At 68.7% G+C, this 17,972-nt stretch carries 13 protein-coding genes; 4 read left to right on the forward strand and 9 right to left on the reverse strand.

What is annotated here, in order from left to right; translation table 11 throughout:
• Positions 1–40: 40 nt before the first annotated feature.
• From proB to ACE3P2_RS16615, 9 genes are all read right to left on the reverse strand, one after another.
• A complete protein-coding gene (gene proB / locus ACE3P2_RS16575; RefSeq protein WP_298619935.1) occupies positions 41–1,159 on the reverse strand; it encodes a glutamate 5-kinase in 1,119 nt (372 codons plus the stop codon).
• A complete protein-coding gene (obgE, locus tag ACE3P2_RS16580) occupies positions 1,140–2,306 on the reverse strand; it encodes a GTPase ObgE (protein ID WP_374266475.1) in 1,167 nt (388 codons plus the stop codon). The genes proB and obgE overlap by 20 nt, the downstream gene beginning before the upstream one ends.
• A gap of 87 nt (positions 2,307–2,393) precedes the next feature.
• Positions 2,394–2,657, reverse strand: a complete 264-nt coding sequence (gene rpmA, locus ACE3P2_RS16585) for a 50S ribosomal protein L27 (RefSeq protein WP_153161217.1) — start codon at positions 2,655–2,657, stop codon at positions 2,394–2,396.
• A 12-nt stretch (positions 2,658–2,669) separates the two neighbouring features.
• Positions 2,670–2,981 (reverse strand): 50S ribosomal protein L21, encoded by a 312-nt coding sequence (rplU, locus tag ACE3P2_RS16590; protein ID WP_374266477.1) that lies wholly within the window; start codon positions 2,979–2,981, stop codon positions 2,670–2,672.
• Between the two features lie 86 nt (positions 2,982–3,067).
• Positions 3,068–3,892, reverse strand: coding sequence for a DUF4440 domain-containing protein (locus ACE3P2_RS16595; protein WP_374266479.1), 825 nt, complete (start codon positions 3,890–3,892; stop codon positions 3,068–3,070).
• 147 nt (positions 3,893–4,039) lie between these two features.
• Positions 4,040–4,465, reverse strand: coding sequence for a hypothetical protein (locus ACE3P2_RS16600; RefSeq protein ID WP_374266481.1), 426 nt, complete (start codon positions 4,463–4,465; stop codon positions 4,040–4,042).
• Between the two features lie 13 nt (positions 4,466–4,478).
• Positions 4,479–5,723: a hypothetical protein gene (locus tag ACE3P2_RS16605; protein WP_374266483.1), complete on the reverse strand. Its 1,245-nt coding sequence runs from the start codon at positions 5,721–5,723 to the stop codon at positions 4,479–4,481.
• Position 5,724: 1 nt separating this feature from the next.
• The gene (locus tag ACE3P2_RS16610) at positions 5,725–8,166 is read right to left on the reverse strand and encodes an EAL domain-containing protein (protein ID WP_374266485.1); all 2,442 of its coding nucleotides are present in this window, start codon (positions 8,164–8,166) and stop codon (positions 5,725–5,727) included.
• Between the two features lie 276 nt (positions 8,167–8,442).
• Positions 8,443–10,164, reverse strand: a complete 1,722-nt coding sequence (locus tag ACE3P2_RS16615) for a glutamine--tRNA ligase/YqeY domain fusion protein (RefSeq protein ID WP_374266487.1) — start codon at positions 10,162–10,164, stop codon at positions 8,443–8,445.
• A gap of 292 nt (positions 10,165–10,456) precedes the next feature.
• Between ACE3P2_RS16615 and ACE3P2_RS16620 the strand changes: the two genes are divergently transcribed.
• From ACE3P2_RS16620 to ACE3P2_RS16635, 4 genes are read left to right on the forward strand one after another with little or no spacing between them, the layout of a single operon-like run.
• Positions 10,457–12,481, forward strand: a complete 2,025-nt coding sequence (locus ACE3P2_RS16620) for a TonB-dependent receptor plug domain-containing protein (protein ID WP_374266489.1) — start codon at positions 10,457–10,459, stop codon at positions 12,479–12,481.
• 10 nt (positions 12,482–12,491) lie between these two features.
• Positions 12,492–13,064, forward strand: coding sequence for a YfiR family protein (locus ACE3P2_RS16625; protein ID WP_374266491.1), 573 nt, complete (start codon positions 12,492–12,494; stop codon positions 13,062–13,064).
• Complete coding sequence (locus ACE3P2_RS16630; protein ID WP_374266493.1) at positions 13,064–15,826, forward strand: response regulator; 2,763 nt, start codon at positions 13,064–13,066, stop codon at positions 15,824–15,826. Before ACE3P2_RS16625 ends, ACE3P2_RS16630 begins: the two co-directional genes overlap by 1 nt.
• The gene (locus ACE3P2_RS16635) at positions 15,823–17,967 is read left to right on the forward strand and encodes an EAL domain-containing protein (protein ID WP_374266495.1); all 2,145 of its coding nucleotides are present in this window, start codon (positions 15,823–15,825) and stop codon (positions 17,965–17,967) included. The genes ACE3P2_RS16630 and ACE3P2_RS16635 overlap by 4 nt, the downstream gene beginning before the upstream one ends.
• Positions 17,968–17,972 lie beyond the last annotated feature (5 nt).

A 17,972-nucleotide genomic window follows, 5' to 3' on the forward strand; every position in this document is an offset into this window, starting at 1 on the left:
CACCCGGAGGTGGCCTTTTCATTTGGGGCTTGAGTCGATCTCAGCCTATCAGGATCAGATTGTCCCGGTGGATGAGTTCGGGCTCTTCGATGAATCCCAGCAATGACTCGATCTCGCCCGAGCCGTGGCGGACGATTCGGCGGGTGTCGTTGGCTGCGTAGTTCACCAGGCCGCGGGCGATCTCCCTGCCGTCGCGGGTGCGGCATGCGACGACCGCCCCCCGGGTGAAGTCGCCATCTGCCGCGATCACGCCGATGGGCAGGAGGCTCTTGCCGGACTTCAGGGCTTCGATTGCGCCATCGTCGAGGGTGAGGCTGCCGGCCAGTTGCAGGTGGTCGGCCAGCCATTGCTTGCGGGCAGCGAGCGGGGTGCTGGTGGCGTAGAGCAGGGTACCGAGCTGCTCGCCCCGCGCGACACGCAGCAGGGCGTCCGGCTCGCGGCCGCTGGCAATGCAGGTGTGAGCGCCGCTGCGGGCTGCGCGTTGGGCGGCACGCACCTTCGTGATCATGCCGCCCTTGCTGATGCCGGAGCCGGCGCCGCCAGCCATGGCTTCCAGGGCGGTGTTCTCAGCGCGTTCCTCGCTGATCAGTGTGGCGGACGGATCCTTGCGGGGATCGGCGGTGTACAGCCCCTGCTGGTCGGTGAGGATGACCAGCGCGTCAGCGTCGATCAGGTTGGCGACGAGGGCGCCGAGGGTGTCGTTGTCGCCGAACTTGATCTCGTCGGTGACGACGGTGTCGTTCTCGTTGATGATCGGGATGACGCCGAGTTCGAGCAGGGTGACGAGGGTCGAGCGGGCGTTGAGGTAGCGCGTGCGGTCGGCCAGATCGGCATGGGTCAGCAGGATCTGGGCGGTGTGCAGGCCGTTCGCGGCAAAGACGCTTTCGTAGGCCTGGGCGAGGCCCATCTGGCCGACGGCGGCTGCCGCCTGCAGCTGGTGCATCTCCTGGGGGCGGCTGGTCCAGCCGAGGCGCTGCATGCCGGCGGCGATGGCGCCCGAGGAGACCAGGACCACCTCGCGGCCTTCGGCGCGCAGGCCGGCGATCTGCCGGGCCCAGTCGGCGAGGGCGTCGATGGCGAGGCCTTCGCCGTTGTTGGTGACGAGGGCGCTGCCGACCTTGGCGACCAGCCGGCGGGCGTTACGGATTGCGGTTCTCATCGTCGTCTTCGTCTTCGTCGTCGTAATCTTCGTCGTCGGCGTCATCGGTGGGGATGTCGTCGTCTGCTGCTTCGAGGTCAGGGTTTGCGGCGGCTTCGAGGGCGGCGGCGTCGGCCGCGGCCTGGGCGGCAGCCTTCTCTTCGTCGAGGAGATCCTGGATTGCGAAGACCACTTCCTGGCAGCCCTGGCGGCTGATGGCCGAGACTTCGAAGTGGCGCTCGATGGGGCCGTAGGCGTCTAGGAAGGCGGCGATGCGTTCCCTGCGTTCGTCCTCGTCGGGGATCAGGTCGAGCTTGTTGAGGACCAGCCAGCGGCGCTTCTGGTAAAGGCTTTCGTCGTACTTGCGCAGCTCTTCGACGATCGCGTGGGCGTCATGGACGGGGTCGGCTTCGGGGTCGAAGGGGGCGAGATCGACGATGTGCAGCAGGATGTGGGTGCGCTGCAGGTGGCGCAGGAACTGGTGGCCGAGGCCGGCACCGTCGGCGGCGCCTTCGATCAGGCCGGGAATGTCGGCGATGACGAAGCTGCGGTTCTCGGACGTGCGGACCACGCCGAGGTTGGGCGCGAGGGTGGTGAAGGGGTAGTCGGCGACCTTCGGCTTGGCGGACGAGACCGCGCGGATGAAGGTGGACTTGCCGGCGTTGGGCATGCCCAGCAGGCCGACGTCGGCGAGCACCTTGAGCTCGAGGTTGAGGCTCTTGCGCTCCCCTTCCTGGCCCATGGTCTTCTTGCGCGGGGCGCGGTTGGTGCTGGTCTTGAAGTGCAGGTTGCCGAGTCCGCCACGGCCACCGCGCGCGATCATCACGCGCTTGCCGTCATGGTCGAGGTCGGCGATGACCTCGCCGGTTTCCTGTAGCGAGACGATGGTGCCGACCGGCATGCGCAGTTCAATGTCGTCGCCGCCCTTGCCGTAGCAGTCGGCACCGCGACCGTTCTCGCCGCGCTCGGCGAGGAAGGTGCGCTTGTAGCGGTAGTCGATCAGGGTATTGAGGTTGCGGTCGGCGATGGCGTATACGTCGCCGCCCTTGCCGCCGTCGCCGCCGTCCGGGCCGCCCATCGGGATGTATTTTTCGCGGCGGAAAGTGGCGGCGCCGTTTCCGCCGTCGCCGGCGATGACTTCGATTCGGGCTTCGTCGAAAAATTTCATGGGAGGTTCCGTTGTGGGGCGCTTCGTGGCCCTGAAAGAAAAAAAGCCCTATCGTTGGATAGGGCTTTCGATACCTGCAGTCGGCGCTTATTCAGCGGCGGCGACGATGCTCACGGTGCGACGCTTGTTGGCGCCCTTGACGGTGAACTGCACGGTCCCTTCGGTCAGCGCAAACAGGGTGTGATCCTTGCCGATGCCGACGTTTTCGCCCGGGTGATATTCGGTGCCGCGCTGGCGAACGATGATGTTGCCGGCGAGGACGAACTGACCGCCGTAGCGCTTGACGCCAAGGCGTTTGCTTTCTGAGTCGCGACCGTTACGGGAACTGCCGCCAGCCTTTTTGTGTGCCATGTCGGTTTCTCCTTAAGCCGAGATCGCGTCGATGCGCAGCTCGGTGTAGTTCTGACGGTGACCCTGATGCTTCTGGTAGTGCTTGCGGCGACGCATCTTGAAGATCTTGATCTTGTCGTGACGGCCGTGGGAAACCACGGTAGCCGTGACGGTGGCGCCGGCAACCACGGGGGTGCCGATCTTGACCGACTCGCCTTCGCCGACCATGAAGACCTGGTCGATGGTGATTTGCGAGTCCACGTCAGCCGGTATCTGTTCTACTTTGAGTTTTTCGCCAACGGCAACGCGATACTGCTTGCCGCCGGTTTTTATGACCGCGTACATGGATGTACTCCGATTGATGGTTTTTCAGGAAACGCGAAATTTTACAGGGCGAGAAAGCTCGCGTCAATCTGAAATTGTGTTTTCCGTCAGTGTCCTAGACGTTCGGCCACGATCTGCCAGCGGCCATCGCGCTGGACGAGGTCGAGTGTCTTGGCTTCCTTGAGGTTCTGGTTGCCGGCGCGATAGGTCTGGGTGAAACGGGCGACCGCCGTGCTGCCGTCGCTGCGGATGGCGAGGTCGGCGATGGCGACGCTGATCGGCTCGGGGCGTCCGAGGCGCTGGCGACGCTGGGCGACCCAGGCGTCGTGGGCCATGCCGTTGGCCGGGGTGAAGTCCTTCGCGTAGTGGGCGAGGTAGGCGGCGACGTCCTTGCGGCTCCAGGCCGCGGCCCATTCGTTGATCGTCGCGGTGACGGCTGTCGCCGGCGTCGCGCTGCTCGGCGCGGGGGCCGCAGCGGCGACGGGGGGCGGTGCAGCGGGAGCGGCTGGTGTTGGCGCCGGCGCGGGGACGGGGGGGGGCGGGGCGTCGCCGCTGGCGCCAAGAGCCGACGCGTTTTTGGCAAGGTGGGCGACTTCCGGCGGGAGGATGTTTTCGGCGCCCGACACGAAGCTGGCGGTGGGGGCGGGCGCGGCCGTCGTGGCCGTCGCAGCCTTGTCGTTGCCGGTTGGCGCGCTGACCGGTGGGACCGGCGGGGCGCCCGCGGTGTCGCGGCGGTCGCTGGTCTTGGAGGTGGGCGCGATGGGCTGGTCGCCGAAGGGCAGGCGTCCTTCGAGGGAGAGCTTGATGGCGAAGATGGCGGAGACGAGGGCGAACATCGCGGCGATGCCGATGACGAACCACAGGAGCGTCTGGGCGGCGGAGAGCGGCCGGGGGCGCCGGTAAGGAGCGGGGGTGGCGGTGGAGAAGGTCATGGGGCCGGACGGAGTGAAAGCGCTTGCGGCCCATTCTAGGCGGCGCGGAGGGGGCTGATTGCAAGATTCCTCCGCATTGCCCCGAAACTTGCGGTTGTTAACAAAACCGGGTGTGACGTGCTGGGCAAGGAGGGTGGCCGACAGGTTTCAGGGGAGTCGGAGCAGGATGCGCATGCCGCTGGTGGCATCGGCCCGGTCGAGGTAGCCAATGAGGTTGGGCGTTTCGGTAAGCCACTGACGGGCTTCGGCGATGTTGTCGGCTTCGAGGGGCGGCGTGGCGCGGCCGTTGAAGACGAGCCGCGAACGGTAGGCGACGATCTGCGCGGGGTTCTTGTTGGTGAGCTTGAGGTAGAACTCGTCACGGGTGGCGCCGTTGGGCAGGTCGACGAGCTTGACCGGGGTGCCGTCGCCGAGGGTGGTGCTGCGCCCGAGGTAGAGTTTTTCGGCCTGCTCGCGGGTGAGTTCGATGGGGCCGCTGCGCTGGCTGGTGACGATCACGAGTTCGGCCTGGCCGATCGCCGGGACGAGCAGGGCGGCGAGGGTGAGCAGTCTGAGGAGGATCGTCCGCGGCATGGGGAGGTCGGCCTCAGAAGACGAAGTCCAGCGACAGGCTGAGGACGGTGGCCGGGGTGGCGGGCTTCAGGTAGTCGGCTGCCTGGTCGGAGGTGAACATGCCGCGCCCGGAAGGGGCGGGGGTGACGCGTTCGAGCTGACCCTTGATCGCGATGTTGCGGGCGGCATCCCAGCGTAGGCCCAGCGCGGTGGTCTGCTGGGCGGTGTTGCGGGAGTTGTTAAACAGCCCGACCACCGGCGCGAGCGCGGGATTGACGCTGGCGGTGAAGGCGGGCTGATCCTCGTGCTGTTGGGAGTAGGTGAGGTAGGGCGTGAGCGTGTCGAAGCGGTAGCCGAGGGTGACGTACCAGGCGTGGGAGCTGGAGATGTAGCGACCAACCCGTCGCTTAACGAATTCGGCGATGGACACCCAGTTGTTTTTTTCCCACTGGAAGCCGGCGGAGAAGAATTCGGCATTGCTGTCGTTGCCGGAGAGCGCGGCGAGGCCGGCGGCGTCGCCGGTGGCGACGAGCAGATCGTGCAGCGCCTGGTAGCCGATGTCGTTCCATTGCAGGTGCATCTGGGTGCGGGTGTAGCCGACTTGCCCGGAAAAGCCGGAGCCGGCCGCGCCGACCCGGATGCCGCGGACGTTCTTGAGGCGGCTGGAGGCGGAGCGGGCGGACACTGCGCTCTGGCCGAAGACGCCCTGCAGCTCCATGTCCATCTCGCCCATCGGGATGCGGTAGAGGAAGTCGATGCCGTCGAGGTCGGTGAATGGGTTGAGGCTGTAGACCTCGACCGGCGGGCGCAGCCAGGGGGTGGCGTAATTGACGTTGAGCGAGTCCGAGAACATGAAGAACGGCGTGGTCGTCCGTCCGGCGCGCACGGAAAGATTGGGGGTGGCGCGGTAGTGCAGGTAGGCCCAGGTGACGTGGGGCGTGTAGTTGTAGCCGACGGCCTGGCGGCTGATGGCCTGAACGGTGAGGTCGAGGCGGTCGTCGATGCGGCCGGTGCCCTGCAGGCCGAGCACGCTGTCGGCGGAGGCGTCGAAATCCTGGCCGCGGGTGTTGCCGGACTGGGTGCTGCTGCTGTGGAAGCGGTAGTTGTCCTTGTCGCTGCGCACGATGCCGAGGGTGCCGAAGCCCGACAGGGCGAAGCGGGGCGGTTCGTCGGCGAGCGCGCTGCCGCTGGCCGCCAGGGTGACGAGGGCGACGGCGAGGCGCATCCGCCGGCGGTGGGAGGCTGTGGGCGAGCCGGCGGGGCGGATGGGGCGGTTCATCCTAGACTCCGGTGGGGATGCGTTGCTTTTCGAGCCATCGTTCGGCGCGGTCTTCCGGCTCGGCGGGGGCGAAAAGATAGCCTTGACCGAAATCGCAGTCGAGTTCGTCGAGGATGTCGGCCTGGGCCTGGGTTTCGATGCACTCGGCCACCACCTGCATGCCCAGCTCGTGGGCGAGGTGAATGGTGGCGCCGACGATGGCGCGCAGGCGGGTGTCGCGCTCGATTTCGCGGATGAACGAGCCGTCGAGCTTGATGGTGTCGCAGGGGATGGAGTGGAGGTAGCTGAGGGAGGAATAGCCGGTGCCAAAGTCGTCGATGAGGATCTTGAGGCCCTTGGCGCGCAGCTTGCCGAGCTGGCTGATGGCGAGCTCCTTGCGGGTGACGAGGGTGCCTTCGGTGATCTCGAGCTTGAGGGTGCTGGGGGGCAGGCCGTGGCGTTCGATGCAGGCGACGACCTGGTCGGCGAGATCGACCTGCATGAGCTGGCGGGCCGAGAGGTTGACGCTGATCGACAGGTCGGCGTCGGCGAGACCGCTGTCGCGCCAGGCTTTGAGGCGGGCGCAGCTCTGGTCGAGCATCTGCATGCCCAGCTCGTGGACGAGGTCGAGGGACTCGGCGACGGGGATGAAGACGTCCGGCCCGATGCGGCGGGCGTTGGCCTGGGGCCAGCGGACCAGCGCCTCGAAGCCGGCGGCGCAGCCGGTCTTGAGGGCGACGATGGGCTGGAAGTGGGCGACCAGCTGCTTGTCGCGCAGGGCCGCGCGCAGCTGGGATTCGAGCTGCAGGTCTCGCATGACCTGCTGGTGCATGGCCGACTGGAAGACGGTGATGGTGTTGTCGGCGCTGCGCCGGGAGCGCTGCATGGCGTTGTCGGCGTCGCGCATCAGGTCTTCGGCGTTCTGGAAGCCGCCGCTGCCGAGCGCCACGCCGATGCGCGTCTTGGGGTAGAGCACGTGGCCGTTGAGTTCGGCGCTTTCGGCGAGGTGGGTCTGCAGGTTTTCGGAGAAGCGGATCGCTTCGCTGGCGTCGGTGATGTCGTTGAGGAGCACTGCGAACTGGTCGCCGCCGACCCGGCCGACCACGTCGCCGGGGCGGGCGAGGGCGCGAATGCGGGCCGCGACGAGCCGCAGCAGGTCGTCGCCGGCCGAGTAGCCGAGGCTGTCATTCACCACGTGGAAGCGTTCGATGTTGATGTGCAGCACCGCGAACAGGCTGCCGGTGACGCGGTCGGCGTGGCGCAGGGTGCTCTGCAGGTGCTCGGCGAACAGGGCGCGGTTGGCGAGTCCGGTGAGGCCGTCGTGGAGGGCGTCGTAGAGGAGCTGGTCCTCGACGCGCTTGCGCAGGTGGATGTCGCTGATCGAGCCGGCCATGCGCACGGCGCGGCCGGTCTGGGGGTCGTAGACCGCCATGCCGCAGGTGAGGATCCAGCGATAGCTGCCGTCGGCGTGGAGGATGCGGTGCTCGATGGTGAGCTGGGTGGATTCGCGCTTGAGGTGGGCGATCATCCGCAGGCGGTAGGCTTCGCGATCCTCGGGGTGCAGGCGGGTGTAGAGGGTGTCGCTGTGGCCGCTGGTGGCGCCGGGCGGAATGCCGAGGATTTCGGCGAAGCGTGGGGCGAAGTAGGTCTTGTCGCCCACGATGTCCCAGTCCCACAGGCCGTCGTTGGCGGCGCGGGTGGCCAGGGCGTAGCGTTCTTCGCTGTTGGCGAGCTGGCGGGCGGTGGCTTCGAGTTCCTGAATGCGCGACTGTAGTGCGCTGGCCATGCGGTTGAAGTGCTGACAGAGCTGGGCCAGTTCGTCGTTGCCGCGTTCGGGCAGGCGGTGGGACAGCTGACCGGCGGCAATGGCCTGGCTGCCGCGCAGCAGGCGTCCGAGGTTGCGCGTCATCAGGTAGCCGACGGCGCCGAGCAGGAGCAGGGTGAGCAGCACCTCGGCGCTGGCGATCGCGATGCCCTGGTTGAGGATCTGGCGCTTGGCCACGGTGAGCGCCGACACCGACACGCCGAACTGCACGAAGCCGACCTGGTTGCGCTCGAGCAGCACCGGGCGGCGGATGTGAATGAGGTCGTGGTTGGCGCCGGTCTCGACGCTGAGGGCGCTGGTGTCGTCGGGCTTGGGTAGTTCGCGCATGTCGGGCAGGCCGGCGCGGACCCGGGTCTTGCCGGTGGCATCGACGATGCGGACGTAGATCAGGCCTTCGTTGGTTTCGTTGAGCAGCTCGCCGAGGGCGTCCTGGAGATCGTTGTAGCGGCCCTGGGGAACGAAGGTTGCCGTGACGACGTTGAGGATGGCGGCGTTCTGGGCGACGAGGGTGTTGAGGCTGGCGGTGGTGGCCTCGTTCATGAGGCGCCCGCTATTCGTCAGCAGCAGCGTCAGCATCACGATCTGGACCACGGTGCTGGCCAGCAGAAGGCGGACGCGGATCGAGAGGTTGCTCAGCATCTGGGACGATTATCGCGGGGCGGAGGGCGTTTTTTCCGTCGGGGCGTGCACGCTTGGCGATATGCGCGCGGGTTGGCCGATAGCCGGCATCCGTTTGTAATCGGCAATAAGAACGGAAGCTTAAGCCGGGGCCTGTGAAACGCGGACGGCATGACCCGTTTCGGGCCGGGAAATTTTCACGATTATCGCTTGAACATCGTCCCGATGGGAGATAAAGCGCGGATACAGGGCGGAGCGAAGCGTTGCCAGGGGGCGCTCCGCCCTGTTTCGGGGGGCTTATTTCTTCCAGGCGTCGCGCAGGGTGACGGTACGGTTGAAGACCGGGGCGCCGTCGGTGGAGTCGATGCGGTCGGCGACGAAGTAGCCGTGGCGCTCGAACTGGAAGCGGGCTTCCGGCTTGGCGGCGCGCAGGGCGGGCTCGAGCTGGGCGGTGATGACGCGCAGGCTCTCGGGGTTGATGTCGTCGAGGAAATCGCGCTCGAGGCCTTCCGGGTCGCCTTCGCGCCGGTTGCCCGGGTAGGCGTGGGCGAACAGGCGGTCGTAGAGGCGCACTTCGGCGGTGTAGGCGTGCGGGGCGGAAACCCAGTGCAGGTTGCCCTTGACCTTGTAGTTGTCGGCGCCCGGGGTGCCGGACTTGGAGTCGGGCATGTACTCGCAGAGCACGGCGGTGACGTTGCCGTCGGCGTCCTTTTCGCAGCCGGTGCACTTGACGACGTAGCCGTAGCGCAGGCGGGCCATGTTGCCCGGGTAGAGGCGGTGGTAGCCCTTGACCGGGGTTTCCATGAAGTCTTCGCGCTCGATCCACAGTTCGCGGCTGAAGGGCATCTCGCGCTTGCCGAGTTCGGGGTGGAGCGGGTGGTTGGGCGCGTGGCAGCGCTCGCTCTGGCCGGCCGGGTAGTTGGTGATGACGAGCTTGAGCGGGTCGAGCACGGCCACGCGGCGCTCGGCGGATTCGTTGAGATCCTCGCGCATGCAGTCTTCGAGCACGCTCATGTCGATCCACGAGTCGGCCTTGGAGACGCCGATGCGTTCGGCAAAGCGTTTGAAGCCCTCGGCGGTGAAGCCGCGGCGGCGGGCGCCGACCAGCGTGGGCAGACGCGGATCGTCCCAGCCGGCGACGTGCTTTTCCTCGACGAGCTGGATCAGCTTGCGCTTGGAGAGCACCACGTAGGTGAGGTTGAGGCGCGCGAATTCGATCTGGCGCGGCACCGGGCGCGGGAAGAAGCCGCCTTCGGCGAGGTTGTCCAGCAGCCAGTCGTAGAACGGGCGCTGGTCTTCGAATTCGAGGGTGCAGATCGAGTGGGTGATGTCCTCCAGCGCGTCCTCGATGGGGTGCGCGAAGGTGTACATCGGGTACACGCACCACTTGTCGCCGCTGCGGTGGTGGGTGGCGTGGCGGATGCGGTAGATCGCCGGGTCGCGCAGGTTGATGTTGGGCGAGGCCATGTCGATCTTGGCGCGCAGGATGTGGGTGCCGTCGGGGAACTCGCCGGCCTTCATGCGCTGGAACAGCTCCAGGTTCTCGGTGACGCTGCGGTTGCGGTACGGGCTGTCCTTGCCGGGGCTGGACAGGGTGCCGCGGTAGGCGCGCATTTCCTCGGCGGAGAGCGAATCCACGTAGGCCTTGCCGACGGTGATGAGGTGCTCGGCCATGGCGTACATCTTGTCGAAGTAGTCCGATGCGAAGTACAGGTGCTCGCCCCACTCGAAGCCCAGCCACTGGACGGCCTCGATGATGGCGTCGACGTATTCCTGGTCTTCCTTGGCGGGGTTGGTGTCGTCGAAGCGCAGGTGGCAGGCGCCGCCGTAGATTTCGGCCAGACCGAAGTTCAGGCAGATGCTCTTGGCGTGGCCGTAGTGCAGGTAGCCGTTGGGCTCGGGCGGGAAGCGCGTTTCGACGCGGCCGGCCCATTTGCCGAGGCGGCGGTCTTCGTCAATGATGTTGCGGATGAAGTTGCTGGGCGCGGCCTCGGCGGCGGGGGAAGTCGGTGCAGTCATCTGGGTCTTACCTTGACGGGCGCGGGCGGTGAGCCGCCGGATTCTGGAAAATCCCGGGATTGTAGCCGATGGCGGCGGCGCTGCAGCTTCGACGCCGAAAACCCGGCGTCCGCCGACGGGGGGGCGACAGGGTTTGCGGTGCCCGTGATCTTGTCCGCGGCGGCGCGCATGACGAAAGTGAAAAAAGATGTGGCGCGAACTGTTAGGCGGGCGTTGGCGGTGGATTTTGGTAGAACGGCAGGTCAGGCTGGCTGTCCCGCGCCGCCTTCCGCCATTTTTTGAGAACCCCTCGATGCCCCCTTATCGCGCCTGCCTTGCCTTGCCCGTCCTGCTGTGTGCCCTGCTCGCGCGCGCCGACGACGCGCCCCTGGTCGACATGGCGCTGGAAGAGCTGGCCGGACTCGACGTGGCGACGGTGTCGCGCAAGGCGCAGAAGTTGTCGGAGACGCCGGCGGCCGTCACGGTGCTGACCGCCGAGGATATCCGCCGCAGCGGCGCGCGCAGCGTGCCCGAGGCGCTGCGCGAGGTGCCCGGCCTGAACGTGGCGCAGATCGGCGGCGGACGCTGGTCGGTGGGCGTGCGCGGCGCCGAGGGGCGGTTCGCCAACAAGCTGCTGGTCCAGATCGACGGGCGCAGCGTCTACAGCCCGTTGTTCTCGGGCGTGTTCTGGGAGGCGCTCGACGTGATGCTGGAGGACGTCGAGCGGATCGAGGTGATTCGTGGTCCGGGGGCGTCGCTGTGGGGGGCGAACGCGGTCAATGGGGTCATCAACATCGTCACCCGCAAGGCGGCGGCGACGCGGGGCGGGCTGCTCTCGGTGCGCGTCGACGACCGCGGGCATCCGGCGGTGGCGGTCCGGCAGGGGGTGGAGTTCGAGGGCATCGGCGCCCTCCGGGTGTTCGCCAAGGGGAGCGAGCTGACGCCGTCGCGCCCGGCCGACGGGCGCGCGGACGTGGATGCGAACCGTGGCTGGCTGGCGGGTTTCCGGGCCGACGGTGCGGGTTCGAAGGTCAATGCCTGGACCCTCCAGGGCAACGCCTATCGCCGCACCAACGCCGAGAACCTGGCGACCAACGGCCTGGGCGGCATCACCGGCCTGCTGCCGCTGGATTTCGTGTTTCAGGGCACCAATCTGCTGGGGCGCTACAGCTGGGGGCTGCTGGGCGGCGAGGCGTCGCTGCAGGGTTACGTGGATCAGCAGCAGGCCGAGGTGGCCGGCTACGGCCACGGCAGCATCACCTCGGCGGACGTGGATTTCCAGCACCGCCTGGTGCCGGTGGGCGCCCACGAGCTGATGTGGGGCGTCGGGCACCGCTACGTGCAGACCGAGATCACCACCACCACGCCGGTGCTCACCGTGTCGCCGCAGGCGCGCTCGTTCCAGATCGTCAGCGCCTTCGTGCAGGACGAGATCACGCTGCAGCCGCGCACCTGGAAGCTGACCCTGGGCAGCCGTTTCGAGCATTCGACGCTGTCCCACTACGAGCCGCAGCCCACGGCACGGCTGATGTGGACCCCGAGCGACGCGGACAGCCTGTGGGCCAACTGGTCGCGCGCGGCGCGCACGCCGTCGATCGGCGAGATCGGTGCGTCGATCCTCTACGGCGTGAAGCAGACCGGCGTTCCATACATTCCTCAAATCTTCATCATTTCGCAGCCCGGGCCGGACTGGCGTCCCCGGGCCGAGCGGGTCGACGCGCTGGAGCTGGGCTATCGCCGCAACCTGGGCAACGGCAGCTTCGAGGCGGTGCTGTTCCGCCACGACTACCGCCGCCTGGTGGGCGATTACCTCGACCCGGTCGGGCTGCAGGTGCCGGGCGTGCCGTACTTCGGCTCGGGCCCCTACGTGCCGCTGCAGAACATCTATCGCGGCAACGTCGGCACCGCCCACAGCACCGGCATCGAGCTGGGCCTCGACCTGCCGGTGACGGCCACCCTGCGGATGCAGGCCAGCTACACCCTGATGAACACCCGGGTCGGCGAGCGCGCCGACATCGCCACCCAGGCATCCAACGAACTGCTGGTGCGCGCGTCGCCCCACTACTGGGCCAGCCTGCACGGCCTGGTCAACCTGGGGCGCGGGCGCGAGCTGGACCTGATGCTGCGGCGCGTCGGCGCGGTCGGGCTGGGCGACGTGCCGGCCTACACGGCGGTGGACCTGCGCTACGGCTGGCGGGCCAGCGCGGCCTTCGAGCTGGCGGTGGTCGGCGCCAACCTGTTCGACCGGCGCCACATGGAATACACGTCGAGCTTCTTCCCGACGCAGCCGGCCTACATCGCCCGGCAGGGCTACGTCCAGGGCATCTGGCGGTTCTGAGGACGCGTCGGTGAGCCTTTTACGTTCCGCCCGCCGGGCCGCCCGTCTCCTGCTCCTCGCGGCGACCTGCGCCGTGGCGGCGCCGGTGGCGGCGATGACGCCGACCGCGACGCCACCCGGCGAATACCAGATCAAGGCGGCCTACCTGCTCAATTTCGCCCGCTACATCGAATGGCCGGCGGCGCGTCTGCCCGCCGGCGCGCCGCTGCGCCTGTGCGTGCTCGGGCGCGACCCGTTCGGCGGCGCGCTGGCCGGGGTCGAGGGCCGTCAGGTCAACGGCCACGACGTGCGCCTGCGCCAGGTGGAGAGCGCCGACGCGGCGGTCGATTGCCACCTGGTCTTCGTCGCCGACTCGGAGGAGCGCCGGCTCGGCCTGGTGCTGCGGGCCCTGGCGACCCGCGGGGTGCTCACGGTGAGCGACATCGACGGCTTCGCCGAGGCCGGCGGCGCCGTCGGACTGGTCGTCGAGGACGGCCGGGTGCGCTTCGACATCAACCTGACTGCCCTGGCCCGCGACGGGCTGCGCGCCAGCTCGCAGCTGCTGCGCCTGGGCCGCAACGTGTTCGGACACCGGGTGCCCTGATGCGACCACTCCAGGATCTGCCCATCGGCCGCAAGCTCGGCATCGTCGCCCGCCTGAGCGTGCTGATCGCCCTCGGGGTGGCGGTGCTGACGATCTTCCTCACCGAGGCCCACAACGAAGTCCGGCGTGCCGACGAGGACGGCCGGATGCTCTCCGAGATCGTCGCCGAGAGCGTCATCTCGTCACTGCGCTTCGACGACGCGCCGGTCGCCGACCTGCTGCTGGCGGCCCTGCGCCACCACGACCGGGTGGCGACGGCGGTGGTGCTGCGTCCCGACGGTTCGGTGTTCGCCGCCTATCCGGTCGAACTGCGCAGCGATCCCGAGCACGTGGACCACCTGCGCCGGCGCGCCGACGTGGACGCCTTCCACTGGAGTTCCCTCAGCCTGGTCGTGGCCAAGGGGCTGGACAGCGACGGCGAGCGGCTCGGCCGGCTGATCCTCGAGTTCGACCTGCGTTCCATCGTCGGACGGCTCGCCCTGTGGCTGCTGTTCGCGCTGCTCGGGCTGGTGGTGGCGCTGCTCGCCGCCGGGGTGTTCGCCCGGCGCATGCAGGGGATGATCGTCGCGCCGTTGCAGCAGCTCGCCGAGGTGGTGCGCGCGGTGGGGCAGGGCAAGCGCTACGACTTGCGGGCGCCGCCGGGCTACGCCGACGAGGTGGGCGAGCTGATCGCCGGCTTCAACGGGATGCTCGCCGAGATCGCCGCCCGCGACCGGGAACTGACCCTCCACCGGGAACGCCTCGCCTCCGAGGTGGCCGCGCGTACCGCCGAACTGCAGGCCGCGATGGAGCAGGCCGAGGCCGCCAGCCGCGCCAAATCGCAGTTCCTCGCCAACATGAGCCACGAGATCCGCACGCCGATGAACGGCGTCATGGGTATGATCGGCCTCCTGCGCCAGACGCCCCTGGGCGAGCGTCAGGGGCGTTTTGTTGATATGCTCGATGATTCGGCGCGGGCTCTCATGGAGATCATCAACGACGTGCTCGACGTATCCAAGATCGAGGCCGGGCGGCTGGAACTCGAGGCGTTGCCCTTTGCGCTGCGCGACACCCTCGACCAGATCGCCACCCTCTTCGCCACTTCGGCCCATGCCCGCGGCCTGCAGCTGTGCCTGCACGTGGATCGTCGCGTGCCCGCGCGGGCGACGGGCGACGGCCTGCGGGTGCGTCAGGTGCTCAACAACCTGGTTTCCAACGCCCAGAAATTCACTGAGAAGGGCGAGATCTCGATCGTCGTCACCCCGGCGCCGTGCGCCCGGCGCGGACGCATGCGGCTGCGCATCGACGTGCGCGACACCGGCATCGGCGTGCCGCGGGAGGCCGGCGCCCGGCTGTTCCAGTCGTTTTCCCAGGCCGACAACTCGATGGCGCGACGTTTCGGCGGCACCGGTCTGGGTCTCGCCATCGCCCGTCAGCTCGTCGAGCTGATGAACGGCGAGATCGGCTACGTCACCGAGCCGGGACGCGGTTCGTGCTTCTGGGTCGAATTCGAGCTCGGCGTCGCGGCGCCCGACGTGCAGCCCGACGCGCCGCTGGTGGGCCGGGCGGCCCTGCTGGCGATCGGCGATCCGCACCTGCGCGACGCGCTGGTCGAGCAGCTCGCCTTTGTCGGCTGCCGCACCGAGCTGGCTTACGACCCGCTGGCCATCGACGAGATGCTGGCAATCGGTACCGGCTACGACTGGCTGGTGGTGGACGGCAGCTTCGACGGCGATGGCGGGCGTCTGCTCGCCAGCCTGCGCGGACGGCCCGGGCGTCCGCTGCTGGTGGCGATCGTCGGCTCCGGCCGCGAAGAGGTGACCGCGATACGCGAGGCCGGCGCCGACGCGGTGCTGAGCCGTCCGCTCACCGGCGCCGAGATTCGCCGTGGACTCGGCAGCGAGCCGCCGCTCGAACCCGCCGTGGCGCCGGAGCGGACCCTCGCCGCGCATCTGCTGGTGGTCGAGGATCATCCGGTCAATCGCGAAGTGGCGGTGGCGGTGCTCGAATCCCTCGGCTGCCGCGTGTCGGTGGCGGTGGATGGCCGTCAGGCCGTCGAGGCGTGCCGCGCGCGCCGCTTCGATCTGGTGCTGATGGACATCCAGATGCCCGAGATGGACGGCCGCCAGGCCACCCAGGCGATCCGCGCCGACGAGGCGGCGCACGGCCTGCCGCGGATGCCGATCGTGGCGCTCACCGCCAACGCCCTGCGCGAGGATCGCGATGCCTGCCTCGCCGCGGGCATGGACGACTACGTCGTCAAGCCCGTTTCGGGTGAGCAGCTGTGGGCGGTGCTGAGCCACTGGCTACGCGAGGCGCTGCCGTCCGACCCGGACGGCGCGGCCCGTCGCGACGCGCCCGCCGTCGTGGCAACGCCGGCCGCGCCCACCGGCGAGCCGGACCTCGACGTGGCGGTGCTGCTCGGGCTGCCCGGCGTGAATGGACGGCGCGACTCGCCGATGTTGCAGCGGCTGCTGCCGCTTTTCGTCGGCGAGACGGTGCGCAACCTGCGCAGCCTGGCCGAGGGCGCCGCCACCGGCGACACTGCCGCGGTGCAGCGCCTCGCCCACAAGATGAAATCCGCCTGCCTGGCGGTCGGGGCGGTGCGCCTCGGCGTGCGGGCGCGGGCGCTGGACGAGCGGATGAAGGCCGGTCTCGTCCCGACCCAGGCCGACGCCGATGCGTTGGTCGAGGCCTGGGCCGCCTGCAAGGCGCGCCTCGTCGAGGAGGAACTGATGAGCATGGATGCGATTGACCGGGTGGAAGGCCCGACGGAACGATGACTGCCACCCCCAAGGCCCACGTCCTGATCGTGGATGACGACCCGCTGACCCGCATGATGGCCACCGAGGCGCTGCGCGAGGGCGGATTCACCACCTCCGAAGCCGAGGACGGGGTGCAGGCCCTGCTGGCCTTCGAACAGGGCCACCCCGATCTCGTCCTGCTCGACGTGATGATGCCCGGGCTCAGTGGCTTCGAGGTGTGCCAGCGCCTGCGCGCGACGCCGGCCGGCGAGTTGGTGCCGATCATCATGCTCACCGGGCTGGACGACAGCGAGTCGGTCGAGCAGGCCTTCCACGTGGGCGCCACCGATTTCATCTCCAAGCCGATCAACTGGACGCTGCTGCGCTTTCGCATCCGCTACGTGCTGCGTTCGTCGCAACTGCTGCGCGAGCTGGTGCGCAACAAGGAGAGCCTCTCCAGCGCCCAGCGCATCGCCCGCCTGGGCAGCTGGGAGTGGTTCGTGCCCAGCGACGAGGTGCAGCGCTCCGACCAGTATTTCCGCCTCTTCGGCCAGCACGCCGAGACCTTCGGCGAGGGCATGGCGGCGCTGGTGGAGCACGTCTATGGGCCGGACCGTTCGATGGTCGAGGTGGCCCTGGCGGGCGCCCGCCAGGGCATCGGCTATCGCCTGACCTACCGCATCGTGTGGCCCGACGGCAGCGTGCGCACGGTGATGGAGACCGTCGAGCGGGCCGACGCCGGCGACGACATGACGGCGCTGCAGATGGAGGGCAGCGCCCAGGACATCACCGAGCAGGTCGAGGCGCAGCGGCGCATCCGCCAGCTCGCCTACTTCGATCCGCTCACCGGGCTGCCCAACCGCGAGTTCTTCCGCGAGAGCCTGCTCGCCGCCACCGCCCGCTGCCTGCGCAACGACAGCCGCTGCGCGGTGATGGTGGTGGACATCGACCGCTTCGCGCGGATCAACGACAGCCTCGGGCCGGAGCGCGGCGACCAGGTGTTGCAGGTGATCGGTCACCGCCTGCGCGAATCGATGGGCGACCGCACGCCCGCCGAGCCGGCCGGCGGTGGCAGTCTGCCGCGCCTGAAGGTGGCGCGCCTGGCGGCCGACGAGTTCGGCATCCTGGTGAGCGACGTGGGGCCGGTGGAGGACGTGCTGGCGATCGCCCACGAGTTGTTGCGGGTGGTGCGGGCGCCGATCCGCGTGCCGGGGCAGGACATCGCCCTGTCGGCGCGGGTCGGGGTGGCGGTGATGCCCGAGCACGCCACCGACGCCGACGCGCTGCTGAAGGCCGCCGAGACGGCGCTGAACCGCGCCAAGCGAGTCACCCGCGACCAGGTGGCGCTGTTCTCCGAGGAAATGAAGGTGGCCGCCTTCCTGCGCTTCACGCTGGAGGGCGACCTGCGCCGGGCCCTCGGCGAGGAGGAGCTGCAGGTGCTCTACCAGCCCATCGTCGACGTCGAGCGGCGCGTCATCGTCAAGGCCGAGGCGCTGGTGCGCTGGCCGCACATGGCGCGCGGGCCGGTGCCGCCTCCGGAGTTCATCTCGCTGGCCGAGGAAACCGGAATGATCGTGCCGCTGACCCGCTCGGTGATGGAGCGGGTCAGCCACGACATCGCCGCGCTGGGGACGGCGCTGCCCGACGATTTCCGCATCAGCATCAACCTGTCGGGCGTCAATTTCATGGACACCCAGTTGATCCCCACCGTGCGCGCGGTGCTCGACGGGGCCGGGGTGGCGCCGTCGCGGATCGAGTTCGAGCTGACCGAGACGGTGCTGATGCGCGATCTCGACTACGCCACGACGATTCTCGCCCAGCTGCGCGAGATGGGCATCCGGGTGGCGGTGGACGACTTCGGCACCGGCTACTCGTCGCTGGCCTACCTGCGCCGGCTGGCGGTGAACACCTTGAAGATCGACCGCTCCTTCGTGAGCGAGCTGGACGAGGGGCAGGGGGTGGCGATCGTCAAGGCGGTGATCGGCCTGGCCCACAGCCTGGGGCTGGAGGTGGTGGCCGAGGGCGTGGAGACGATGTCGCAGCTCGAGACTTTGCGCGCCCAGGGCTGCCACCTGATCCAGGGCTACCTGTTCGCCCGCCCGATGTCGAGCCGGGCGCTGGCCCAGTCGCTGAGCAGCGCCTGCGTGCTGCCCGCGGGGGCGGTCGGCCTGCCCGGCTGAGGCGG

Source organism: Zoogloea sp. (assembly GCF_041911615.1).
Taxonomy (GTDB): domain Bacteria; phylum Pseudomonadota; class Gammaproteobacteria; order Burkholderiales; family Rhodocyclaceae; genus Zoogloea.